The sequence below is a fragment of the Streptomyces sp. NPDC089424 genome (assembly GCF_044749345.1).
Classification (GTDB): Bacteria; Actinomycetota; Actinomycetes; order Streptomycetales; family Streptomycetaceae; genus Streptomyces.
In genome coordinates this window covers 965826-987293 of sequence record NZ_JBIVHU010000001.1, presented here as the reverse complement: position 1 = coordinate 987293, position 21468 = coordinate 965826, and the positions used below count along the sequence as shown (strand labels likewise).

Here is a 21468-nt window from a genome sequence, read left to right as displayed (position 1 = left end):
GCGCGACGGCGGGCGTCCGTGGGGTGCGCCGGGCACGAGGACGACCGAGGTGAGCGGTGTCCCGGCCGGCCGCGGATCAGCCCTGTTCGCCGCAGACCATCCGGAACGCCGCGCGGACGGCGGTCGGTTCGTGCTCCGGCGCCACGAACGCGAGGACGCTCAGCGCGGTGCGGGCCAGGTGGCGCGCGACCACCCGGGTCGCCTCCGCCTCGTTCCTCGCGCGCAGCGCGGACAGGAGCGCCTGGTGATCCTCGTCGGCCCTGCCCCGCACACCCGGTCCGCCGAGCCGGGCCAGCCGGACGTGGCGCTCGCCGTGCTCGGTGAGCGAGGCGATCATCCGCTGCAACTGCGGCCCCACCGCCTGCGCGGCGACACCGTGGAACTCCCGGTGCGCGGCGAACCACTCCTCGGGCCGGTCGTCGCCGACGTGCCGTCGCATGCGCTCCAGGGCGCCGGACATCCGCCCGAGGTCCGGCTCGCCGAGCGTGCGCGCCGTGACGCCGGCGGCGAGGGACTCCAGCATGATGCGGGCGCCGTACACCGCGTCGAGGTCCGCCGGATCGACCGCGCGCACCCGGGCCCGCTGGTCCGGACGGGCGTCGATGAGCCCCTCCTCCTGGAGCAGCCGGAACGCCTCGCGCATCGGCGTGCGGCTGACCCCCAGCCGACGCGCCATCTCCGCCTGGAGCAGCGGCGAGCCCGGCGTCAGCTCACCGCTGAGGATCATGGCGCGCAGGTGTCCGTGCACGTCGAGGGCGAGGCGCCGCCCGCCCGCGGCCGCGCGGGGCGCCTGCGCCGGGACGATGCCCAGGGCCTCGGGGTCCTCGGGGTGCTGCTCCGCCGGTTCGTCGGTCTGGCTGCCCACACGGGGACTGTATCCACCCCATCCGCCTCACGAGGCTCAGTGGCGCACTCGGCCGGTCGGACATACGCCCGAGTGTACGATCGTACGCATGCCGACGGATCACTTCGCACAGGACCCCCGGACCCAGCTGGAGCGCATGCGGGCCGGTGACCTCTACATCGCCGACGACCCGGAGATCGCCCGCCGCCAGCAGCGCGCCGTGCGCCTGGCCGCCCGCTTCCAGGCCGCCTACACCGAGGACGCCGACGCGGCGCTGCCGCTCCTGGCCGAACTGCTCGGCTCCGTGGGCGAGGGGGTGCACGTACGGCCGCCGCTCCACGTCGACTACGGCAGCAACATCACGATCGGCGCGCGCACCTTCGTCAACTTCAACCTGACCGCGCTGGACGTCGCCGCGATCACCATCGGCGAGGACTGCCAGATCGGGCCCAACGTCCAGTTGCTCACCCCCACCCATCCGCTGGAGCCGGGGCCGCGGCGCGACAAGCTGGAGGCCGCCCGTCCGATCACCGTCGGGGACAACGTGTGGCTCGGCGGTGGCGCGATCGTCCTGCCCGGCGTGACGATCGGAGACAACTCCGTGATCGGCGCGGGCGCGGTGGTCACCAAGGACGTGCCCGCCGACGTCGTCGCCGTCGGGAACCCCGCCCGTCAGGTCCGCACCCTCTGAAGGTCTCCCCCATGGCTACCGGACACACCGACCCGCAGCGCCGCGCCCGTATCGTCGCCGCGACCCTCGACCTCGTCGCCGAGGAGGGGGTCGCCGGTGTCTCGCACCGGAAGATCGCGGTGCGCGCGGGTGTCCCGCTGGGGTCGATGACGTACCACTTCAGCGGGATCGAGGAGGTGCTGCGGGAGGCGTTCGGTCAGTTCGCCGGTCATATCGTCGCCGTCTTCGACGCCCATCTCGCCGCGGCGGCCGACCGCGAGGAGGCCCGGGAGGCGGTGACGGACCTCGTGCACACCCTGTCGGAGGGCAGCGGGCGGGACCTCGTCCTCGCGCAGGAGCTGTACACGCTCGCCGCCCGCCGGCCCGCCTACCGGGAACTCACCCACGAGTGGATGCGGCGCAGCCGCCACCACCTCGAGAGGCACTTCGACCCGGACACCGCCCGCCAGCTCGACGCCCTCATCGAGGGCCTGGTCCTCCACCGCGCGCTGGCCCGCGAGCCCCACGACCGCGCCCTGACCCGGGAAGCCGTGCGGCGCATCACGACGACGGGGCGGTGACCTCGGCGGCCGTCAGACCTCGAAGCGGCTGCGGGCGGCCTCGATGTGGCCGAGGTAGCGGTGGGTCCAGTCGCACATGCCGTCGACGGTGGCCCGCAGGCCCTGGCCCGCCTCGGTGAGGGTGTACTCGACGCGCGGGGGCACGGTGGGGTGCACCTTCCGGTCGAGCAGGCCGTTGCGCTCCAGCATGCGCAGGTTCTGGGTGAGCATCTTGTGGCTGATGCCCTCGACCTCGGCGCGCAGCTCGCTGAAGCGCAGCGTGCCCGCACCGAGAGCCTCGATGATCAGCAGCGCCCATTTGTTGGCGACGTCGGAGAAGATCTCCCGGGCGAGCGAGTCGCCGCGCCTCAGGTCCGCGTCCTCGGCAGACCCGGCGAACCGCTGTGTCCCCATCCGATCCCCCGCTCGCCGCGACGCGTTCTGCCCGGTCACCGCCACTCTCCTACGGTTCCCCGGTCACCGCAAGCGAGCACGGGAGGCCGGCGGCCGTCAGCCCGGCCGGTGTCCGGATGCGGAGTCGTCGGGGTCGACGCCGGTGAAGGCGTCGTCGTCCTTGGTCCCGCTCGGCCGGCCCGAGCGGCCCCTGCGGCCGGTGTCGCGCATACCCTTCTCCGACTTCTCGGCGTAGTCCTCGCCGCTGCGCCCCTCACCGGAGACGACGTCACCGGGCACGGAGCCGCGCTCCTCCTTGGACCTGCTGCGGCCCGCCCCGCGCTTCGGCGCGTTCTCCTCGGTGTGGAAGGAGCGCCGGGCACTGGGATTGTCCTGCTGTCGCGTCGCGTCGACGTCGGGGGACCAGCCGTGCTGCTCGGTCCCCTCGTGCCGGCTCGGCCCGCGGCCGGGCGACGGCTTCGACGACTTGTTTTCCTTGGCCATGCGCCGACCTGCCTGTCCGCTGTCGGAGGGGGGCGCCCGACGGGTGCCCGGTCCCTAGTGATTCTCCCACTTGCCGACACATGGGGCATACCCGCACATAAGCGGCAGATGGCGGGAAGCCCGCCTCCTACGAGTGACCGCCGGGATTCGCGCCGACCTCCGCGGAGCTGTCTGTACGACCATCACCGGCATGCGCATCCTGCTCATCGGCAGCGCCTACAACAGCCTCACCCAGCGTGTGCACGCCGAGCTGCGCGAGCGCGGGCACGAGGTCGCCGTCGAGGTGACGCCGCACGGCGACGACGTGCGGACGGCCGTCGGGCGGCACACACCCGACCTGGTCGTGGCGCCCATGCTCAAGGCCGTCGTACCGCGCGAGGTGTGGTCGGCCCGGGTCTGTCTGATCGTCCATCCCGGCCCCGTCGGCGACCGGGGCCCCTCCTCGCTGGACCGGGCCCTCCACGACGGTGCCACCGAGTGGGGCGTGACCGTGCTCCAGGCCGACGCGGAGATGGACGCCGGGCCGGTCTGGGCGGCGGCCGCCTGCACCCTCCCCGGCGTCGGCAAGAGCGACCTCTACCGCAACGAGGTGTCCGACGCGGCGGTCCAGGCGGTGCTGCTGGCCGTGGAGCGGTTCGCCTCCGGCCGGTACGTGCCCCGGGACCAGTCGACCCTGCCGAAGGCGCCCGGCGCCCGGACCAGGCCCGTGATGCGCCAGGAGGAACGCCGTATCTCCTGGGCCGACGACGCCACCGGCACCGTGCTGCGCACCCTGCGCGCCGCCGACTCGCAGCCCGGCGTGCTCGACGAACTGCTCGGCGGTGAGTGGTTCCTGCACGGCGGGCATCCCGAGCCCCGGCTGCGCGGGCGGCCCGGGGAGCTGCTCGCGACCCGGGCGGGCGCGATCTGCCGGGCCACGACGGACGGCGCGGTCTGGATCCCCGAGCTGCGGGAGCGTACGGCCGCCGGCGCCCCGCGCGCCTGCAAGCTGCCCGCCGTGACCGCCCTGGGCGCGCGGCTGCCCCGGCTGCCGGCACCGGAGGCCGCGGACGACGCGTCCTGGTCCGACATCCGCTACCGGGAGGACGGGCCGGTGGGTGTCCTGTCGTTCGCGTTCCCCGGCGGGGCGATGTCCACCGACCGGTGCCGACGGCTGCTGGCCGCGTACCGCGCCGCAACCGAGCGGCCGACGGCCGTGCTGGTGCTCGGTGGCGGGCGCGACTTCTTCTCGAACGGGATCCACCTCGGTGTCATCGAGGCCGCCGCCGATCCGGCCGCGGAGTCCTGGGCCAACATCAACGCCATGGACGACCTCGTCGAGGCGGTCCTCACCACCACCGACCGGCTCGTGGTGAGCGCCGTCGGCGGCAACGCCGCCGCCGGGGGCGTGATGCTGGCGCTGGCCGCCGACGAGGTGTGGTGCCGCTCCGGCTCGGTGCTCAATCCGCACTACCGGCGCATGGGCCTGTACGGCTCCGAGTACTGGACGTACAGCCTGCCGCGCCGGGTCGGCGCGGCCATGGCGGAGCGGCTCACCCAGGAGGCGCTGCCCCTCACCTCCGCCCGCGCCCGGGACATCGGGCTGATCGACCGGGTCGTCACGTGCCCGCCGGAGCGGTTCACGGACGACGTCACCCGCCTGGCCCATCGGCTGGCCACCTCGGCCGCCGCGCAGTCACGCATCGCCGCGAAGAAGGCCGAGAGCCAGCGCCGTGAGGCGGTCACCCCGCTGGCGGCGGTCCGGGAGCGGGAACTGCGCCTGATGCACAGGATCTTCTCGGACCCCGACGCGCCCTACCACGCGCTGCGCCGGGCCTTCGCCCGCAAGGAGCGGGCTCCGGCCGGGCCGGCCGGTGCGGATGCGGGGGTCGTCGCGCTGTCCGACGCTTGGCTGGAACATGGGCCGATTCATCGGCTCTGAGGCTTTTCCTCCCCGGGAGGCAGTTGATGAACGCAGCATCGCCGACCACGGCTCAGGAGCCGGGCGCGGCCGGCTCGCCCGGCACGGACGAGGAACCGATCCACATCCTCTGGATCAACGCCGGGCTGAGTTGCGACGGCGACTCGGTCGCCCTGACGGCCGCGATGCAGCCGAGCATCGAGGAGATCGCCCTGGGGGCGCTTCCCGGGCTGCCCAAGATCGCGGTGCACTGGCCGCTGATCGACTTCGAGTGCGGTCCTGTCGGTGGCGCGGACACGTTCATCGAGTGGTTCTTCAAGGGCGAGCGCGGGGAGATCGACCCGTTCGTCCTCGTCGTCGAGGGGTCCATCCCCAACGAGGCGATCAAGCAGGAGGGCTACTGGTGCGGCTTCGGCGACAACCCGGAGACCGGCCAGCCCATCACCACCAGTGAGTGGATCGACCGGCTCGCCCCGAAGGCCCTGGCCGTCGTCGCGATCGGCACCTGCGCCACGTACGGCGGCATCCACGCCATGGCCGGCAACCCGACCGGCGCGATGGGGGTGCCCGACTACCTCGGCTGGGACTGGAAGTCGAAGGCGGGCATCCCGATCGTGTGCGTGCCCGGCTGCCCCATCCAGCCGGACAACTTCGCCGAGACGCTGACGTATCTGCTGTACCAGGCGGCGGGTTCGGCGCCGATGATCCCGCTGGACGACAAGCTCCGGCCGACGTGGCTGTTCGGGGCGACCGTACACGAGGGCTGCGACCGGGCCGGCTACTACGAGCAGGGCCAGTTCGCGATGGAGTACGACTCGCCCAAGTGCCTGGTCAAGCTGGGCTGCTGGGGTCCGGTCGTCAAGTGCAACGTGCCCAAGCGGGGCTGGATGAACGGCATCGGCGGCTGTCCGAACGTGGGCGGCATCTGCATCGCCTGCACGATGCCCGGCTTCCCCGACAAGTTCATGCCGTTCATGGACGAGCCGCCCGGCGGCAGGCTCTCCAGCACCGCCAGCGGTGCCTACGGCGCGGTGATCCGCAGGCTGCGGTCCATCACGGCGAAGACGGTGGACAAGGAACCCAGGTGGCGGCACACGGGCCGGGAGATCACCACCGGCTACCGGCCCCCCTGGTGACCCCGCTCCCCCGGCCGCTCCCCCCTCCCCCCTCGCAGAACCGACCGACCGAAGGGCATCACAGACACAATGGCGACCTCGACGACATCCGGTGACGGCACCGGACTGGTGGAGATGGCGTGGGACCCGATCACCCGGATCGTGGGCAGCCTCGGCATCCACGCGAAGATCGACTTCAAGCAGAAGCGGGTCGCCGAGTGCTACAGCACCTCGTCGGTCTTCCGCGGCTACAGCGTCTTCATGCGGGGCAAGGACCCGCGCGACGCGCACTTCATCACCAGCCGGATCTGCGGCATCTGCGGCGACAACCACGCCACGTGCTCGGTGTACGCGCAGAACATGGCCTACGGCGTCAAGCCGCCGCACCTCGGTGAGTGGATCATCAACTGCGGTGAGTCCGCGGAGTTCATGTTCGACCACAACATCTTCCAGGAGAACCTGGTCGGGGTCGACTACTGCGAGAAGATGGTCCGCGAGACCAACCCGGGCGTCATGGAACTCGCCGAGCGCACCGAGGCACCCCACGCCGCCGACCACGGCTACCGCACCATCGCCGACATCATGCGCGCCCTGAACCCGCTGGAGGGCGAGTTCTACCGCGAGGCGCTCTCGGTCAGCCGCTACACCCGGGAGATGTTCTGCCTGATGGAGGGGCGCCACGTGCACCCCTCCACGCTCTACCCGGGCGGCGTCGGCACCATCGGCTCCGTGCAGCTGTTCACGGACTACATGTCCCGCCTCATGCGCTACGTGGAGTTCATGAAGCGCGTCGTGCCGCTCCACGACGACCTGTTCGACTTCTTCTACGAGGCGCTGCCCGGCTACGAGGAGGTCGGCCGCCGCCGGGTGCTGCTCGGCTGCTGGGGGGCGTTCAACGACCCCGAGTACTGCGACTTCACCTACGCCAACATGACGGACTGGGGCCGGCGGATGCTCGTCACCCCCGGCGTCGTGGTGGACGGCAAGCTGGTCACCAACGACCTCACCGAGATCAACCTCGGCATCCGCATCCTGCTGGGCAGCTCGTACTACGAGGACTGGGTGGGCCAGGAGCAGTTCGTCACGCACGACCCGCTCGGCAACCCGGTCGACCCCCGCCACCCGTGGAACCAGCACACCATCCCGGCCCCCCAGAAGCGGGACTTCGACGACAAGTACAGCTGGGTGATGTCGCCGCGCTGGTTCGACGGCAAGGACCACCTGCCGCTGGACACCGGCGGCGGCCCGCTCGCCCGGCTGTGGTCGACGGCCCTGTCGGGCCTGGTGGACATCGGGTACGTGAAGGCGACCGGGCACAGCGTGGTCATCAACCTGCCGCGCACGCTCACCAAGCCGGAGACCACCTTCGAGTGGAAGATCCCGCAGTGGAGCAACGCCCTCGAACGCAACCGGGCCCGCACCTACTTCCAGGCGTACGCCGCCGCGGTGGCGCTGCACAGCGCGGAGATGGGCCTCGCCGAGGTGCGCGCCGGGCGCACCCAGACGTGGGAGAAGTTCGACGTGCCGGACGAGGCGATCGGTGTCGGCTTCACCGAGGCGGTGCGCGGGGTGCTCTCGCACCACATGGTCATCCGGGACGGCAAGATCGCCAACTACCACCCCTACCCGCCCACCCCGTGGAACGCCTCGACGCGCGACACCTACGGCACGCCCGGCCCCTACGAGGACGCGGTGCAGAACACACCGATCTTCGAGGAGAACCCGCCGGAGAACTTCAAGGGCATCGACATCATGCGCGCCGTGCGCAGCTTCGACCCGTGTCTGCCGTGCGGTGTGCACATGTACGTCGGTGACGGCCGCACCACCAAGGCGATGCACGTCCCCACCGGCCTGAGCGGTCTGGCCGGATGAGCGGGACGCACGGCACGGTGGACGCGGAGACGGCCGGCCGGCTCGTCGAGGAGGCCCTCGACCGGCTGGCCGCCTCCGGCGACCCCTCGGCGTGCGAGGCGGCCGAGGAACTCGTGCGGGTCCTCATGGAGTTCTACGGCGCCGGTCTGGCGCGCGTGCTGGACCTGGTGGAGCGCGACGCCGGCGCGTCCGGCGCCCTCAAAGCCCTGCTCGGCGACGACCTGGTGGCGAGCCTGCTGGTGCTGCACGGCCTGCACCCCGAGGACGCGCGCGCCCGCATCGCCCGTGCGCTCGACGGGCTCCCCCAGCCGGTCGAGAACGCCGGCTTCGACCCGGCCACCGGCGTGCTGCGGCTGCGCCCCGCCGGCTCGGGCGGCTGTGGCTGCGGGGGCGCCGGGGGCGTCGAGGAGGCCGCCCGGAGCGCGCTGGCGTGCTTCGCGCCGGAGGTGACCTCCGTGGAGATGGAAGCCCCGGCGCGGGAGCCCACGTTGCTCCAGATCGGCTCCGCGCCGCCCGGCGCCGGGACGGGCGGCCGCTCGTCGGCCGGCGCGCGGTGAGCGCGCCGACCGGCCCGGGGCCCCTGCGGCACGGCGCCGGCCCCCGGGGCCTGCGCCGCTTCACCACCCCGCGCGGGCCTCGTGAGGAGCGCTGCGAGCTGTGCGCCGCGCCGCTCACGGACCCGCGGCACCGGCACCTCGTCGACGTCGAGAAGCGCGCCTTGGCGTGCGCCTGCGACCCCTGCGCCCTGCTGCTCGACCGCTCAGGGGACACGCGGGGCCGGTTCCGCACGGTGCCCGGCCGCTGGCTGCGCGACCCCGGCCACCGGATCGACGAACAGGCCTGGGAACGGCTCGGCATCCCGGTCGGGGTCGCGTTCTTCTTCCGCAACTCGGCGCTCGACCGGCTGGTCGCGCTGTACCCGAGCCCGGCCGGGGCGACCGAGAGCGAACTGGACCCGGAGCACTGGCAGTCCGTGCTGGCCGCCACCGAACTCGCCGGGCTGCTGGCACCCGATACCGAGGCGCTGCTGCTGCGCCGCCACGAGGGCCGGGTCGACTGCTTCCTGGTGCCGGTCGACATCTGCTACGAACTGGTCGGCCGGATGCGGCTGCGCTGGCAGGGCTTCGACGGCGGCGCCGAGGCCCGGGCCGACCTGGAGGCCTTCTTCGCGTACGTCGACGAGCAGGCCCGCGAGCCACGAGGGAGCCGGTCGTGACCGAGTTCGCGTTCACGTGCACCGGGGTGCGCGCCGACCCCTACGCCATGGGCCCCACCCTGGTGTTCCGGCTGCGTGTCACGGCGTCACCGCCGACCCGGGTGCACGCGCTGGCGCTGCGCTGCCAGATCCGGATCGAGCCGGCCCGGCGCGGCTACGACGACCGTGAGGCGGCGGCGCTGACCGACTTGTTCGGTGAACGCTCGCGGTGGGGCAGCAGCCTCAACCCGGTGCAGTTCGCGCAGGTGCAGGTGATGGTGCCCGGGTTCACCGGCGAGGTCGAGACCGATGTCGCCGTGCCCTGCACCTATGACATGGACATCGCGTCCACCCGCTACTTCGACGCCCTCCAGGACGGCGAGGTGCCGTTGCTGATGCTGTTCTCCGGCACCGCGTTCACCGGCGAGGGCGGCTTTCGCGTCGAGCCGGTCCCCTGGGACAAGGAGGCCGGATTCCGGATGCCGGTGAAGACGTGGCGGGAGATGGTCGAACAGCACTTCCCGGGCTCCGGCTGGATCAGGCTGCCCCGGGACACCATGGACGCCCTGGTGGCGTACCGGTCGCGGCGCGCGCTGCCCTCGTGGCAGGCGACGGTCGAGGCCCTCATGACGGCGGCCGGGGAGAGGACACCGTGATCACGACGACCTTCGACCCCGGGACGGAGGCGCGCCTGGCCGTCGCCCGGCAGGTCGCCGACGCCGTGCTGTTCGAGGGGTACGTGCTCTACCCGTACCGTGCGTCCGCCGCGAAGAACCGGCTGCGCTGGCAGTTCGGCGTGCTGGTGCCCCCGGCGTGGAGCGCGGCCACCGAGGAGCACGAGTTCCAGCACACCGAGTTGCTGATGGAGCCGAGGCCGGGCGCGACGCTCGCCGTCGAGGTGCGCTTCCTGCACGCCCGGCGCCGCACCGTGCAGCGTGCCTGCCCTGGCGGCGGCTTCGAGACGGTGCCCGAACTGGCCCTGGAGGACCGGGTGCTGGTGCCCTGGGACGAGGGGCACGAGGAACAGGTGCGGCTCACCGTGCCGGTGGCGAAGCTGGCGGAGGGCGATGTCGTCGTGCCGTTCGGCATGCCCGCGTCCGAGGAGAACGAGCCCGTGACGGACGGCGCGGGCGCGACCGTCGGCCGGCTGGTGCGGCGCCGCGAGGAGGTCAGCGGCACCCTGCGGCTGTCGATGAGCGAGCTGGACGGGCCGTACCGGACCCAGCGGCTCAGCGTGGTCGTGGAGAACACCGCCGACTGGCTGCCCGCGCGGGACGCCGACCGTGACGCGGCGCTGCCCCGTTCGCTGGTCGCGTGCCACACGCTGCTGTGCCTGGACGCCGGGCGGTTCCTGTCGCTGACGGACCCGCCAGAGTGGGCCAAGGGGGCCGCCGCGGCCTGCCGCAACCTGCACACCTGGCCGGTGCTGGCCGGTGAACCGGGCCGCGCCGACCTGGTGCTCTCCTCACCGATCATCCTGGACGACCACCCCGCGATCGCCCCGGAGAGCCCCGGCCAGCTGTACGACGCCACGGAGATCGACGAGATCCTCGCCCTGCGCACCGCGGCCCTGACCGACGAGGAGAAGCGCGAGGCCAGGGGTACGGACGAGCGGGCCGCCGCGGTGATCGAGCTGGCCGACACGATGCCGCCGGAGGTGCTGGAGCGGCTGCACGGCGCGATCCGCGGTCTGCGGGAGGTCACCGGGCCGGGCACGCGCGCGCCGGACGGTGTGCCGGCGTTCCGTACGCCCGACGGGGCCGATCCCTTCCCGCAGGACGGCGTGATGCGCCCCGACACCCCGTGGTGGGACCCGGGCGGGGACACCTCCGTCGATCCGTCGCACGACCACGTCCTGGTCGACGGACGGCCGGTGCGGGCCGGCTGCCGGGTACTGCTGCGGCCCCGGCTGCGGCACACCGACGCCCAGGACCTGTTCGTCGACGGGCGGTACGCGCTGGTGGAGGCGGTGCTGCACGACGTCGACGGCGGCGTGCACATCGCGGTCACGCTGGAGGACGACCCGGGTGCCGACATCCGGCGGGAGCAGGGGCGTTACCTGTACTTCCAGCCCGACGAGGTGGCCGTCGCCGAGATCCGGGAGGACGCGTGAGCGCCGCATCCGGATCGAGCCCCCGTGCCCTGGTCGCCGGGGTGGGCAACATCTTCCTCGGCGACGACGGCTTCGGCGTCGAGGCGGCACGGCTGCTGTCCGGCCAGGAGCTGCCGCCCGGCACCGAGGTCGCCGACATCGGCATCCGCGGGGTGCATCTGGCATACCAGCTGCTCGACGGGTACGACACCCTCGTCCTGCTCGACGCCACCGCCCGCGGCGGCGAGCCCGGGACGCTGTACGTCATCGACGCGGCGGAGCCGGGCTCGCGCCGCCCGCCGCAGGACGTGCCGCTCGACGGGCACCGGATGTCGCCCGACGCCGTGCTGGCCCTGCTGGACACCCTGTGCGCCGGCACCGGTGGCCGGCCGCCGCGGCGCACGCTGGTGGTGGGGTGCGAACCCGCCACCGTCGAGGAGGGCATCGGCCTGAGCCCTGCCGTCGCCGCCGCGCTGCCCGAGGCGGTGCGCCTGGTCGTCGGGTTGCTGCGCGACCCGTCCGCAATGAAGGAGGGCGATGAAGCAGTCGTCTAGGTGCCGAGGACTTCGCCGAGGCACCCCCCACCCCACGGAGAGCATCATGAACAAGCGCATCATCAGCGGTGCGGCCGCCGCGACCGCCGCCACCGCGTTCGCCGCGTTGGTCACCCACGTCATGCCCGACATCAAGCGCTACCTGCGGATTCGCCGTATGTGACACCGGCCGGACCGCCCGCCTCCGGCCGGGTGCACCGAACGGGCCAGGCATCCGTGTGACCCCGGCGCGCCGCTCGGCCGGGCGCCGGGCCCCCGCCGTGTAATGGGCGCCCAGGACATCAGCCGGGCCCGGGACGGAGACCGATGCACGAAATGTCCGTCGCCCTGTCGGTCGTGGACCAGGTCGAGCGAGCGGCGCAGTCACGAGGCGAGTCCGGTGTCCGCGCCGTGCGTCTGGAGGTCGGCGAGCTGGCCGGGGTGGTGCCCGACTCCCTCGCGTTCTGCTTCGAACTGGCCTGCGCCGGGACCGTGCTGGAGGGCGCCGCGCTCACCACCCGGGCCGTGCCCGGCCGGGCGTCCTGCGCGCCGTGCGGGCGGGCCTGGGACACCGGGATGCCGCCCGACATGACCTGCGCGGGCTGCGGGAGCGGCGCCACCGACCTGCTGGCGGGCCGTGAGCTGCGGATCACCGAGGTGCACTGGGCCGAGCCCGTCCCCGCCACCCCCCTCAAGGAGAGCTGACCATGTGCCGCGTAGTGGACCTACGGCAGGCGGTGCTCGCCAAGAACAGCATGGCGGCCCGCGTCCTGCGCACCGAACTGACGGCCCGGGGCACGACGGTGGTCAACCTCCTGTCCAGTCCGGGCAGCGGCAAGACGGCCCTGCTGGAGCGGGAGTTGCTGCTCGCCCGGGAGCGCGGCCTCGCGACCGCCGCGCTCACCGCGGACCTCGCCACCGAGAACGACGCCGTGCGGCTCGCGCGTTCCGGCGTGCCGGTCAAGCAGGTGCTCACCGACGGGCTCTGCCACCTGGAGGCCGACATGCTGGCCGGGCACCTGCACGAGTGGCTGCCCGAGGACACCCGCCTGCTGTTCGTGGAGAACGTCGGCAACCTGGTGTGCCCCGCCTCCTACGACCTCGGTGAGTCGCTGCGGGTGGTGCTCGCCTCCGTCACCGAGGGCGAGGACAAGCCGCTGAAGTACCCGACCGCGTTCGGGCTGGCGCAGCTGGTCCTCGTCACCAAGTCCGACCTGGCGGGGCCTGCCGAGTTCGACGAGGCCGCCTTCCGCGCCCATGTGCAGCGGGTCAACCCGGGCGTCGAGGTGGTGCTCACCTCCGTGCGCAGCGGTGAGGGCGCCGGCGTCCTCGTCGACCGGGCGCTGGCCGCGGCCGAGGGGCACCACGTGCACGCGCCGGTGATGGCACGGGCCGAGGCGTGAGCACGGCGCCGGAGACCGGCACGGTCCCGGACGTACGTACCGGGCGCGCCGTGCGACGGGCCCGGGTCGTCGTACGGGGCGTGGTGCAGGGCGTGGGTTTCCGGCCGTACCTGTACGGACTCGCCACCACGCTGCGGCTCTCCGGTCATGTCACCAACACCGGCGACGGTGTGCTCGTCGAGGTGGAGGGCACGCCGGACGCCGTCGCCCGGTTCTGCACGGGCATCGCGCCCGGCGCCCCGCCGCTCGCGCAGGTCGAGGCCGTGGAGGCCACCGACCTGCCGCCCACCGGGGACCGGGGCTTTCGTATCGTCGCCTCGCACACGTCAGGCACCGTCCGGACGCTGGTCGCTCCCGACACCGCCACCTGCGCCGACTGCCTCGCCGAACTGTCCGACCCCGCCGACCGGCGCCACCGCCACCCCTTCATCACGTGCACCCACTGCGGGCCGCGCTTCACCATCGTCACGGGACTGCCCTACGACCGTGCGCACACGACGATGGCGGACTTCCCGCTGTGCCCCGACTGCGCCCGGGAGTACGAGGATCCGGCCGACCGGCGCTTCCACGCCCAGCCCGTCGCCTGCCCCGCCTGCGGCCCGCGTCTGCGGCTGGCCGACGCGCGGGGCGAGACGGTCGACGGCGATCCGATCGAGGCGGCACGGGCCCTGCTCGCGGCGGGTGCCGTGCTCGCCGTCAAGGGGGTCGGCGGCTACCACCTCGCGTGCGACGCGACCGATCCGGCGGCGGTGGGCGAGCTGCGCCGCCGCAAGGCGCGCGGACACAAGCCGTTCGCGCTGATGGCCGGGGACGTCGCGGACGTCGAGCATCTGGTGCGTGTCGGGCCCGCCGAGCGGGAGTTGCTCACCGGCAGGGTGCGGCCCATCGTGCTGATGCGCCGCCGCGCCGCGGGCCGGGCCGCCCCGGGGGCCCCGGTGCCCGCCGAGGGTGTGGCGCCGGGCAGCGCGGACCTCGGCGTCATGCTGCCGTACACCCCGGTGCACCATCTGCTGTTCGGGGGCGAGGACGCTCCCCGGCTGCTGGTGATGACGAGCGGCAACCTCTCCGGCGAGCCCGTCGTCACCGACGACGCCGAGGCCCTCGAACGGCTGGCGGTCCTGGCCGACGCCTGGCTCACCCACGACCGGCCCATCCATGTGCCGTGCGACGACTCCGTCGTGCGGGTGTGCGACGGTGAGCCCCTGGTGCTGCGGCGCTCGCGCGGCTACGCGCCCCTGCCGGTCCCCCTGCCCGTGCCGGTGTCGCCCGCGCTCGCCGTCGGTGGGGACCTGAAGAACGTGTTCTGCCTCGGCGAGGGCCGCAGGGCCTGGCTGTCCGCGCACGTCGGGGACATGGACGACCTCGCCACGCAGCGGATGTTCGACCGCGCGGAGCGGCAGCTGGAGTCGATCACGGGCGTACGGCCGGCGCTCCTCGCCACCGACACCCACCCGGGATACCGGTCGGCCGCGTGGGCGCGGCGGCACGCGGAGGGGCGCCCGGTGGTCCCGGTGCAGCACCACCACGCCCATGTCGCCGCCGTGATGGCCGAGCACGGCCTCGGAGCGGCCGACCGGGTCATCGGGGTCGCCTTCGACGGCACCGGGCACGGGCACGACGGGGCCGTGTGGGGCGGTGAGTTCCTGCTCGCGGGCTACGACGGCTTCCGCCGGTTCGGGCACCTCGCCTATGTGCCGCTGCCCGGCGCGGACGCGGCGGTGCGGCGGCCGTACCGCATGGCGCTGGCGCATCTGCACGCGGCCGGCCTGGCGGCCGGCCCGGACCTGCCGTGTGTCGCCGCCTGCCCGCCCGCCGAACTCCCCGTGCTGCGCGCCCAGTTGGACCGAGGGCTGAACTGCGTGCCCACGTCCAGCATGGGGCGGCTCTTCGACGCCGTGGCGTCCCTGGCGGGCGTCTGCCAGCACGTCGGTTACGAGGCGCAGGCGGCCGTCGAGCTGGAGGCCGCCGCCGTGTCCGCCGTCGGGGAGGACCACGACCCGCGCTACGCCTTCCGGACGGCGGGCGCCGCGACGGTCACCGCCGGCGCGGGGCCCCTGCTGGCGGCCGTCACCGAGGACGTCCGGGCGGGCGTCCCCGCGGCCGTGATCGCGGTGCGCTTCCATCTCGCCGTCGCCCGGCTGGTGCGGCTGGTGTGCGCGGCGGCCCGCACGGAGACGGGCCTGGAGACCGTGGCCCTGAGCGGCGGGGTGTTCGCGAACACACTGCTGTCCTCGGCCTGCGCCCGCGGCCTGCGCGCGGACGGGTTCACCGTCCTGCGGCACCGCGGGATCCCGCCGAACGACGGCGGACTCGCCCTCGGCCAGCTCGTGGTGGCCGCCCGCGCCGCGGAGCGGGGCGCGAACGGATGACGGCCGCGGGCCCGCCGCCCGACAAGGAGTCAAAGGAGACGCGTATGTGCCTGGCGGTACCCGGCAGAGTGCTGGGCGTGGAGGAGCGGGACGGTACCCGCATGGCCACCGTCGACTTCGGCGGCGTGGTCAAGGAGGTGTGCCTGGAGTACCTGCCGGATCTCCAGGTCGGCGAGTACGCCATCGTCCACGTCGGGTTCGCCCTGCAGCGGCTGGACGAGGAGTCCGCCCGCCGCACGCTGGAGCTGTTCGAGAACCTCGGCATGCTCCAGGAGGAGTTCGGCGACCCGTGGGAGCAGGCCGAACAGGCGGCCCGCAGCGACGCCGGGGAGGTGCGGCCGTGAAGTACATCGACGAGTTCCAGGACCCGGAGCTGGCGGCGCGGCTGCTCGACGACATCAAAGCCACGGTGACGCGGCCGTGGGCGCTGATGGAGGTGTGCGGCGGCCAGACGCACACCATCATCCGGCACGGAATCGACCAACTTCTGCCCGAAGAGGTGGAGTTGATCCACGGGCCGGGCTGCCCGGTGTGCGTGACGCCGCTGGAGGTGATCGACAAGGCGCTGGAGATCGCCTCCCGGCCCGAGGTGATCTTCTGTTCCTTCGGCGACATGCTGCGCGTTCCGGGGACGGGGCGTGACCTGTTCCAGGTGCGCGGGGAGGGCGGTGACGTCCGCGTGGTGTACTCGCCGCTCGACGCGCTGCGGATCGCCGAGGAGAACCCGGGCCGCGAGGTCGTCTTCTTCGGCATCGGCTTCGAGACGACGGCCCCGCCCAACGCGATGACGGTGTACCAGGCCCGCAAGCGCGGCATCCGCAACTTCAGCCTGCTCGTCAGCCACGTCCGGGTCCCGCCGGCCATCGAGGCGATCATGCAGTCCCCGGACTGCCGGGTGCAGGGCTTCCTCGCGGCGGGCCATGTGTGCAGCGTGATGGGTGTCGAGGAGTATCCCGGGCTCGCGGAGCGCTTCCGGGTGCCGATCGTGGTGACCGGGTTCGAACCGCTGGACATCCTGGAGGGCGTCCGGCGGACCGTGCGGCAGCTGGAGCGCGGCGAGCACCGGGTCGAGAACGCCTACCGGCGCGCGGTCCGGCCGGAGGGCAACCCGGCGGCGCGGGCGATGCTGGACGACGTCTTCGAGGTCACCGACCGGGCCTGGCGCGGCATCGGGGTCATCCCCGACAGCGGCTGGCGGCTGTCCGCCCGTTACCGGGACCACGACGCCGAGCACCGCTTCCAGGTCGGCGACATCATGACGCGGGAGCCGGCCGAGTGCCGCAGCGGCGAGGTGCTGCAGGGGCTGCTCAAGCCGCACGAGTGCGAGGCCTTCGGGACCACGTGCACGCCGCGCACGCCGCTGGGGGCGACGATGGTGTCCAGCGAGGGCGCCTGTGCGGCGTACTACCTGTACCGGCGGCTGGAGCTGCCGGACCGCCGGACGCCGGTGACGGCCCCGAGCCAGGAGGGCACCTCCCTTGTCTGAGACCACGGCAGCGCCGGACATGCTCTCCTGGACCTGCCCGGCGCCCCTGCGCGACCGGCCCCGGGTGGTGATGGGCCACGGCGGTGGCGGCGCCCTGTCCGCCGAGTTGATCGAGCAGGTCGTCGTGCCCGCGCTGGGCGGCCCGGAGCCGGCCCCGCTCACCGACTCCGCGACCGTCGAACTGGGCGGTGCGCGGCTCGCCTTCTCCACCGACTCCTTCGTCGTACGGCCGTTGTTCTTCCCCGGCGGGAGCATCGGCGACCTGGCCGTCAACGGCACGGTCAACGACCTCGCCATGAGCGGGGCCCGTCCGGCCTTCCTCTCGTGCGGGCTCATCCTGGAGGAGGGCGTCGAGATCGCCACCGTCGCCAGGGTGGCCGAGGCGCTCGGGGCGGCCGCCGAGGCCGCCGGGGTGCGGGTCGTGACCGGTGACACCAAGGTGGTCGAGGCCGGCCACGGCGACGGCGTCTACATCAACACCTCCGGCATCGGTCTGATCCCGGCCGGTGTCGACCTGCGTCCGGGGCGCGTCGTCCCCGGGGACGTGGTCGTCGTCAGCGGGGCCGTCGGCCTGCACGGCGTGGCCATCATGAGCGAGCGCGAGAACCTGCGGTTCGAGGTCGAGATCGAGAGCGACTGCGCCCCGCTCGGCGGACTCGTCGAGGCGATGCTGGCGGTCACGCCCGACCTGCACGTCCTGCGCGACCCCACCCGCGGGGGCCTGGCCGCCTCCCTCAACGAGATCGCCGCCGCCTCGGGGACCGGGGTCGTGATCCAGGAGCGTGCCGTGCCCGTGCCGCCCCCGGTGGCGAGCGCCTGCGCCCTGCTCGGCCTCGATCCCCTGTACGTGGCGAACGAGGGCAAGCTCGTCGCCTTCGTGCCCCGTGAGCACGCGGACGCGGTGCTCGCCGCGATGCGGGCGCACGAGCGGGGGGCCGAGGCGGCGGTCATCGGCGAGGTCGTCGCGGACCACCCGGGCATGGTGGTGGCCCGCACGGGGCTGGGCGGGACCCGGGTGGTGGATCTGCCGCTGGGCGAGCAGCTGCCCCGGATCTGCTGAGCAGGATTCCGGATCGCCAAGGCGAACTTGCTAGGCTGTCCACCTCTTTTTATGACAAAAGGGGCATTTCATGAGCGTTGATCCTCCTATAGTCCGTTTCGACCGACCGGGCCACCGGCTGCACGAGATCAACGCCCGCCTCCAGGCGGCCGGACCCGCGGTGCCCGTCGACCTGCTCGACGGCGTGAAGGCCTGGTCGGTCACCCGGTACGACGTGCTGCGCAGCCTGACCGAGGACGAACGGGTCTCGCGTGACGCACAGCGGCACTGGCCCGCGTTCTCCTCGGTGCCGGCCACCTGGCCGCTGCACCAGTTCCTCGTCTCCCCGACCGTCCTCAACGCCTACGGGGCCGACCACACGAGGCTGCGCACCGCCATGCGGGGCGCGTTCTCCCCCGCCCATGTCCGGGAGCTGGAGAGCACCCTGCGTGACCGGGTCACGGCCCTTCTCGACACGCTGGGCACCCCGGGCTCCGGTGAGGTGGTCGACGTGCGCGCCGACTACGCGCACGTCGTCGCCGCCGGGACGATATGCGATCTGTTCGGGGTGCCGCCGGGCATGCGGGAGGAGACGCGGGCCGTCGTCCGCGCCTTCACCGAGCCCTCGCCCGACGCCGACCCGGCCGCCGTGGCGCACCGGACGCTCACGTTCCTCGGGAGCCTCCTGCGACCGGGGTCCCCCGACCTCAGCCTGATCAGCACCCTCCTCTCGTCCGACCTCACGGACGAGGAGCGGGTGCTGGCCCTGGCCGTCACCGTCGCGGGCGGTGTGCCCTCGTCGACCTGCCTGATCACCAACGCCGTCCACGCGCTTCTGACCCGCCCCGAGCAGCTCTCGTCGGTCACCGGCGGACACACGTCCTGGGCCGCGGTGGTCGAGGAGACGCTGCGCGCGGACGCGCCCGTGCAGCACATGCCGCTGCGCTACGCGGTGGCGGACATCGACCTCGGTGAGGGCGTCGTGATCAAGCAGGGGGAGGCCATCATCATGGGCTTCGGCGCCGGCGGGCGCGATCCGCGGGTCAACGGCCCGGCGGCGGCCGACTTCGACGCCGGGCGCGGCGACGGGACGCACGTGGCGTTCGGCCACGGCGTGCACCGCTGCATCGCGGAACCACTGGGCCGGCTGCAAGCCGTCACGGCGCTGTCCGCGCTCTTCGGCCGCTTCCCTCGGCTGGCACTGGCCACCCCGAGCGCGGAACTGGCCCTGCTGCCCACCTTCGTGTTCCACAGCAAGGCGTCGCTGCCCGTCGTCCTGTGACGACGGACCGCGTCAGGGAGTCAGGCCCTGGCGGCCCGGGCGGGTGTCGAGGGTCCAGGTGTGCGTGCAGCCCGGGCACTGGAGGTGGACCCGGGCGCCCTCGTTGGCGATGAGGTAGCGCCAGTGCGTGGCGCAGTTGCGCCGGGCGGCGCAGGTCACGCAGTCGCGGGCGTCGTCGCAGCGGGGGCAGGGCACCCAGGCCCGGCGGGCCCGGTCGGCCTGCGGATCAATGGGAAGTCGCATCGCCGGCGTCCCGTCGCGGCAGCACACCGGCCGCCACCAGCATGGCGTAGGTCCGCTCCTGCTCCTCGTCGAGGCCCGAGTAGAGCAGGGCGTGCGCGGCCTCCTCCGACCGGAGGGCCTCCACGGGGTCCCAGTCGGGCCCGAGGGCCGCCAGCACCTCGGCCCGCCGACGGGCTTCCTCCCGCGTGAGGTCGATGCTGAAGGGCACGTGGTCGCGGCTGGAACTGTCATCCATGGGGGCGGTGCTTTCACGGGGGTACGTCCTGGCTCCGCCACGTCTACCAGGCGTATCGCGCCGCGTGAAGCGGATGTGACGGATGCCATCGTCCCGGACGGATGGGCTCAGGCCGCCGGCGCGTCCTGCTGAGCGGGCTCGTCGGCCCGGGGGCGGGCCGGGCGGCCGGAGCGTGCGGGGGCCGCCGTACGTCCCACCGCGGCGGCCAGTTTGCGCAGCCGGCGCCAGTCCAGGCGGGGCGGCAGGTCGGGAACCCCGGGCCGCTCGCGGGGGACGCGCACGCGCAGGGCACGGCGTTCGATGCGGCACCGCACGGGGGTGGCGAGGGTCGTGGCCTCACCGTCGAGGCCGACGTCCAGGCGCGGTGCGTCGGCCTCGATGATCACCTGCTGGGCCGTGAGCGCCCCGAACCCCTGCGGGTCGAGCAGCAGCTCCGCCGCCTCCAGGGCGCTGTCGACCTTCACGGACAGCACGCCGAGCCTGCCGGAGTTCAGTCGCTGCCGCCGGCCGAAGCCCAGGGGGTCGTCGATGCGGTACGGGTTGTTGCTCACCAGCACGGCCTGCGGGTCGGTGAAGACCCTCCCGTCGGCGCGGGCGGTCAGGCGCGGGCCGCGCTGCCGGGTGAGCAGGTCGGGCAGCAGGTCCAGCGCCGTGCCGACCTTGTCGTCCCGGTAGCCGGGGCTCTGCACGACCGCGCCGTACACGCCGAAGGAGGCGTTGTTGACGAACGGCCGGTCGCCCGCGAAGCACAGGTCGACGCGGACCTCGACACCGTCCGTGAGCGCGTCGAGACACGCGGCGGGGTCGTCGCGGTCCAGGCCGAGGTCCATCGCGAAGTGGTTGCGGGTGCCGGCCGAGATCACGAGGAACGGCAGTCCGTGCTCGGCCGCCACCGCCGCCACCAGCGCCTGCGTCCCGTCGCCGCCCGCGACGCCCAGCAGGTCGGCGCCGTCGGCCACAGCCTCGCGCGCGAGAGCGGCGACGTCCTGATGGTTCTCGGGGTCCAGCAGCACCACCTGGGCACCGAGGCTCTCGGCCTTCTCGCGCAGCGAGAACTTCTCGACCTTGCCGCCGCCCGAGCGCGGGTTGAGCAGCAGGAACGGGCGGCGCGGGGGCGGGGTGCGGTACTCCCTGAGCCGCCCCTGCCGCAGGCCCGTGCTGCGCAGGGCGTACCGGCCCCAGGACACGGCCACCCACCACAGCACGGCGGAGACCGTCACCACCCACAGCAGGTTCGCCCCCGCGAAGAGCACGACCACGCCGACGGGGGTGGCGAGGGCCAGGACGGCGGCACCGACGCGCGCGGGGCCGCGCCGGGACAGGGTCCACCACAACGCGGCGCAGGTGAGGCCGAGGCCCGCGAGCCCCACGACGAGCAGGACCACGCCGACCACGCCGCCCTGGGCGAGCGGCAGCAGGAGCGCCACCGCCGCCGCCACCAGGGCGCCCCTGGCGGCCCAGGTCTGACGGTGATGCCGCCACCGAACCGATGTCGCTTCCACAGGTCCCCTCCACCCGCCGCCGTCCGGCGTCGCCGTCCGTGCGCATCCAAGGTCTCATGCGCGCGCACCGCGGGGCAGAGGGGTCCGGGGGCGCGTGTGCGCCGGGGACGACGCGGAGGGCGCGCGACGGTTCACAGGGCTCTGACCTGCGAAAACCGCGCGCGGGCGGGTCCGCGCCGCCCGGTCCTGCCTGGTCCGTTCGAGTGGTGCGATCCTCCACACGGTCGTAGC

24 protein-coding genes are annotated in these 21468 nt (G+C 73.5%); 18 read left to right on the top strand and 6 right to left on the bottom strand.

Annotation, left to right across the window (positions count from 1 at the left end):
* Positions 1 to 76: 76 nt before the first annotated feature.
* On the bottom strand, positions 77 to 865 hold the full coding sequence (locus ACIP2X_RS04385; RefSeq protein WP_401667299.1) for a GntR family transcriptional regulator: 789 nt from the start codon (positions 863 to 865) through the stop codon (positions 77 to 79).
* A gap of 88 nt (positions 866 to 953) precedes the next feature.
* On the opposite strand from ACIP2X_RS04385, the gene ACIP2X_RS04380 reads away from it, so the two are divergent.
* Positions 954 to 1535 carry a sugar O-acetyltransferase gene (locus ACIP2X_RS04380; protein WP_401667296.1) on the top strand — a complete coding sequence of 194 codons (582 nt, stop codon included), beginning with the start codon at positions 954 to 956 and terminating at the stop codon, positions 1533 to 1535.
* A gap of 11 nt (positions 1536 to 1546) precedes the next feature.
* Positions 1547 to 2095: a TetR/AcrR family transcriptional regulator gene (locus ACIP2X_RS04375; RefSeq protein ID WP_401667294.1), complete on the top strand. Its 549-nt coding sequence runs from the start codon at positions 1547 to 1549 to the stop codon at positions 2093 to 2095.
* Between the two features lie 12 nt (positions 2096 to 2107).
* Here the strand turns inward: ACIP2X_RS04375 and ACIP2X_RS04370 are convergent, their stop codons facing one another.
* The gene (locus ACIP2X_RS04370) at positions 2108 to 2488 is read right to left on the bottom strand and encodes a winged helix-turn-helix transcriptional regulator (RefSeq protein WP_401667291.1); all 381 of its coding nucleotides are present in this window, start codon (positions 2486 to 2488) and stop codon (positions 2108 to 2110) included.
* Between the two features lie 96 nt (positions 2489 to 2584).
* On the bottom strand, positions 2585 to 2971 hold the full coding sequence (locus tag ACIP2X_RS04365) for a hypothetical protein (RefSeq protein WP_401667289.1): 387 nt from the start codon (positions 2969 to 2971) through the stop codon (positions 2585 to 2587).
* A gap of 190 nt (positions 2972 to 3161) precedes the next feature.
* Between ACIP2X_RS04365 and ACIP2X_RS04360 the strand changes: the two genes are divergently transcribed.
* The 16 genes from ACIP2X_RS04360 to ACIP2X_RS04285 all read left to right on the top strand — a co-directional run bounded on the left by ACIP2X_RS04360 (position 3162) and on the right by ACIP2X_RS04285 (position 19257).
* Positions 3162 to 4892: an enoyl-CoA hydratase-related protein gene (locus tag ACIP2X_RS04360; protein WP_401667288.1), complete on the top strand. Its 1731-nt coding sequence runs from the start codon at positions 3162 to 3164 to the stop codon at positions 4890 to 4892.
* 26 nt (positions 4893 to 4918) lie between these two features.
* Positions 4919 to 6007 (top strand): hydrogenase expression protein HypE, encoded by a 1089-nt coding sequence (locus ACIP2X_RS04355; RefSeq protein ID WP_401667287.1) that lies wholly within the window; start codon positions 4919 to 4921, stop codon positions 6005 to 6007.
* Positions 6008 to 6076: 69 nt separating this feature from the next.
* Positions 6077 to 7858 (top strand): nickel-dependent hydrogenase large subunit, encoded by a 1782-nt coding sequence (locus ACIP2X_RS04350; protein ID WP_401667284.1) that lies wholly within the window; start codon positions 6077 to 6079, stop codon positions 7856 to 7858.
* Positions 7855 to 8415, top strand: coding sequence for a hypothetical protein (locus ACIP2X_RS04345; protein WP_401667282.1), 561 nt, complete (start codon positions 7855 to 7857; stop codon positions 8413 to 8415). Before ACIP2X_RS04350 ends, ACIP2X_RS04345 begins: the two co-directional genes overlap by 4 nt.
* On the top strand, positions 8412 to 9074 hold the full coding sequence (locus tag ACIP2X_RS04340; protein WP_401667279.1) for a DUF5947 family protein: 663 nt from the start codon (positions 8412 to 8414) through the stop codon (positions 9072 to 9074). The genes ACIP2X_RS04345 and ACIP2X_RS04340 overlap by 4 nt, the downstream gene beginning before the upstream one ends.
* Entirely contained in the window at positions 9071 to 9709 is a 639-nt protein-coding gene (locus ACIP2X_RS04335) for a DUF6084 family protein (RefSeq protein ID WP_401667277.1), read from the top strand. The genes ACIP2X_RS04340 and ACIP2X_RS04335 overlap by 4 nt, the downstream gene beginning before the upstream one ends.
* Positions 9706 to 11166, top strand: a complete 1461-nt coding sequence (locus ACIP2X_RS04330; RefSeq protein ID WP_401667274.1) for a hypothetical protein — start codon at positions 9706 to 9708, stop codon at positions 11164 to 11166. The genes ACIP2X_RS04335 and ACIP2X_RS04330 overlap by 4 nt, the downstream gene beginning before the upstream one ends.
* The gene (locus tag ACIP2X_RS04325; RefSeq protein WP_401667271.1) at positions 11163 to 11699 is read left to right on the top strand and encodes a hydrogenase maturation protease; all 537 of its coding nucleotides are present in this window, start codon (positions 11163 to 11165) and stop codon (positions 11697 to 11699) included. The genes ACIP2X_RS04330 and ACIP2X_RS04325 overlap by 4 nt, the downstream gene beginning before the upstream one ends.
* A gap of 46 nt (positions 11700 to 11745) precedes the next feature.
* Positions 11746 to 11862 (top strand): DUF6893 family small protein, encoded by a 117-nt coding sequence (locus ACIP2X_RS04320; RefSeq protein WP_401667268.1) that lies wholly within the window; start codon positions 11746 to 11748, stop codon positions 11860 to 11862.
* A gap of 143 nt (positions 11863 to 12005) precedes the next feature.
* Positions 12006 to 12383, top strand: coding sequence for a hydrogenase maturation nickel metallochaperone HypA (locus ACIP2X_RS04315; RefSeq protein ID WP_401667266.1), 378 nt, complete (start codon positions 12006 to 12008; stop codon positions 12381 to 12383).
* Between the two features lie 2 nt (positions 12384 to 12385).
* Positions 12386 to 13081, top strand: a complete 696-nt coding sequence (hypB, locus tag ACIP2X_RS04310; RefSeq protein WP_401667264.1) for a hydrogenase nickel incorporation protein HypB — start codon at positions 12386 to 12388, stop codon at positions 13079 to 13081.
* Complete coding sequence (gene hypF / locus ACIP2X_RS04305; RefSeq protein ID WP_401667262.1) at positions 13078 to 15450, top strand: carbamoyltransferase HypF; 2373 nt, start codon at positions 13078 to 13080, stop codon at positions 15448 to 15450. The genes hypB and hypF overlap by 4 nt, the downstream gene beginning before the upstream one ends.
* Positions 15451 to 15494: 44 nt before the next feature.
* Complete coding sequence (locus ACIP2X_RS04300; protein WP_401667260.1) at positions 15495 to 15794, top strand: HypC/HybG/HupF family hydrogenase formation chaperone; 300 nt, start codon at positions 15495 to 15497, stop codon at positions 15792 to 15794.
* Positions 15791 to 16936, top strand: a complete 1146-nt coding sequence (gene hypD, locus ACIP2X_RS04295; protein WP_401667257.1) for a hydrogenase formation protein HypD — start codon at positions 15791 to 15793, stop codon at positions 16934 to 16936. Before ACIP2X_RS04300 ends, hypD begins: the two co-directional genes overlap by 4 nt.
* Positions 16929 to 17996 (top strand): hydrogenase expression/formation protein HypE, encoded by a 1068-nt coding sequence (gene hypE / locus ACIP2X_RS04290; RefSeq protein WP_401667255.1) that lies wholly within the window; start codon positions 16929 to 16931, stop codon positions 17994 to 17996. Before hypD ends, hypE begins: the two co-directional genes overlap by 8 nt.
* A gap of 70 nt (positions 17997 to 18066) precedes the next feature.
* A complete protein-coding gene (locus tag ACIP2X_RS04285) occupies positions 18067 to 19257 on the top strand; it encodes a cytochrome P450 (RefSeq protein ID WP_401667253.1) in 1191 nt (396 codons plus the stop codon).
* A 12-nt stretch (positions 19258 to 19269) separates the two neighbouring features.
* Here ACIP2X_RS04285 and ACIP2X_RS04280 read toward each other — a convergent pair whose 3' ends face one another.
* From ACIP2X_RS04280 to ACIP2X_RS04270, 3 genes are all read right to left on the bottom strand, one after another.
* Positions 19270 to 19500: a hypothetical protein gene (locus tag ACIP2X_RS04280; RefSeq protein WP_401667251.1), complete on the bottom strand. Its 231-nt coding sequence runs from the start codon at positions 19498 to 19500 to the stop codon at positions 19270 to 19272.
* On the bottom strand, positions 19484 to 19735 hold the full coding sequence (locus ACIP2X_RS04275) for a DUF6400 family protein (protein WP_401667249.1): 252 nt from the start codon (positions 19733 to 19735) through the stop codon (positions 19484 to 19486). Before ACIP2X_RS04275 ends, ACIP2X_RS04280 begins: the two co-directional genes overlap by 17 nt.
* 107 nt (positions 19736 to 19842) lie before the next feature.
* A complete protein-coding gene (locus ACIP2X_RS04270) occupies positions 19843 to 21237 on the bottom strand; it encodes a diacylglycerol/lipid kinase family protein (protein ID WP_401667246.1) in 1395 nt (464 codons plus the stop codon).
* Between the last annotated feature and the right edge of the window lie 231 nt (positions 21238 to 21468).

Excerpts from the sequence above, each read along its gene's own strand:
- ACIP2X_RS04380 (WP_401667296.1), top strand. The coding sequence starts at position 954 with ATGCCGACGGATCACTTCGCACAGGACCCCCGGACCCAGCTGGAGCGC.
- hypB (WP_401667264.1), top strand. The coding sequence starts at position 12,386 with ATGTGCCGCGTAGTGGACCTACGGCAGGCGGTGCTCGCCAAGAACAGC.
- ACIP2X_RS04320 (WP_401667268.1), top strand. The coding sequence starts at position 11,746 with ATGAACAAGCGCATCATCAGCGGTGCGGCCGCCGCGACCGCCGCCACC.
- ACIP2X_RS04300 (WP_401667260.1), top strand. The coding sequence starts at position 15,495 with ATGTGCCTGGCGGTACCCGGCAGAGTGCTGGGCGTGGAGGAGCGGGAC.
- ACIP2X_RS04370 (WP_401667291.1), bottom strand. The coding sequence starts at position 2,488 with ATGGGGACACAGCGGTTCGCCGGGTCTGCCGAGGACGCGGACCTGAGG.
- ACIP2X_RS04275 (WP_401667249.1), bottom strand. The coding sequence starts at position 19,735 with ATGGATGACAGTTCCAGCCGCGACCACGTGCCCTTCAGCATCGACCTC.
- ACIP2X_RS04345 (WP_401667282.1), top strand. The coding sequence starts at position 7,855 with ATGAGCGGGACGCACGGCACGGTGGACGCGGAGACGGCCGGCCGGCTC.
- ACIP2X_RS04315 (WP_401667266.1), top strand. The coding sequence starts at position 12,006 with ATGCACGAAATGTCCGTCGCCCTGTCGGTCGTGGACCAGGTCGAGCGA.
- ACIP2X_RS04285 (WP_401667253.1), top strand. The coding sequence starts at position 18,067 with ATGAGCGTTGATCCTCCTATAGTCCGTTTCGACCGACCGGGCCACCGG.
- ACIP2X_RS04280 (WP_401667251.1), bottom strand. The coding sequence starts at position 19,500 with ATGCGACTTCCCATTGATCCGCAGGCCGACCGGGCCCGCCGGGCCTGG.
- ACIP2X_RS04365 (WP_401667289.1), bottom strand. The coding sequence starts at position 2,971 with ATGGCCAAGGAAAACAAGTCGTCGAAGCCGTCGCCCGGCCGCGGGCCG.
- ACIP2X_RS04355 (WP_401667287.1), top strand. The coding sequence starts at position 4,919 with ATGAACGCAGCATCGCCGACCACGGCTCAGGAGCCGGGCGCGGCCGGC.
- ACIP2X_RS04360 (WP_401667288.1), top strand. The coding sequence starts at position 3,162 with ATGCGCATCCTGCTCATCGGCAGCGCCTACAACAGCCTCACCCAGCGT.
- ACIP2X_RS04350 (WP_401667284.1), top strand. The coding sequence starts at position 6,077 with ATGGCGACCTCGACGACATCCGGTGACGGCACCGGACTGGTGGAGATG.
- ACIP2X_RS04375 (WP_401667294.1), top strand. The coding sequence starts at position 1,547 with ATGGCTACCGGACACACCGACCCGCAGCGCCGCGCCCGTATCGTCGCC.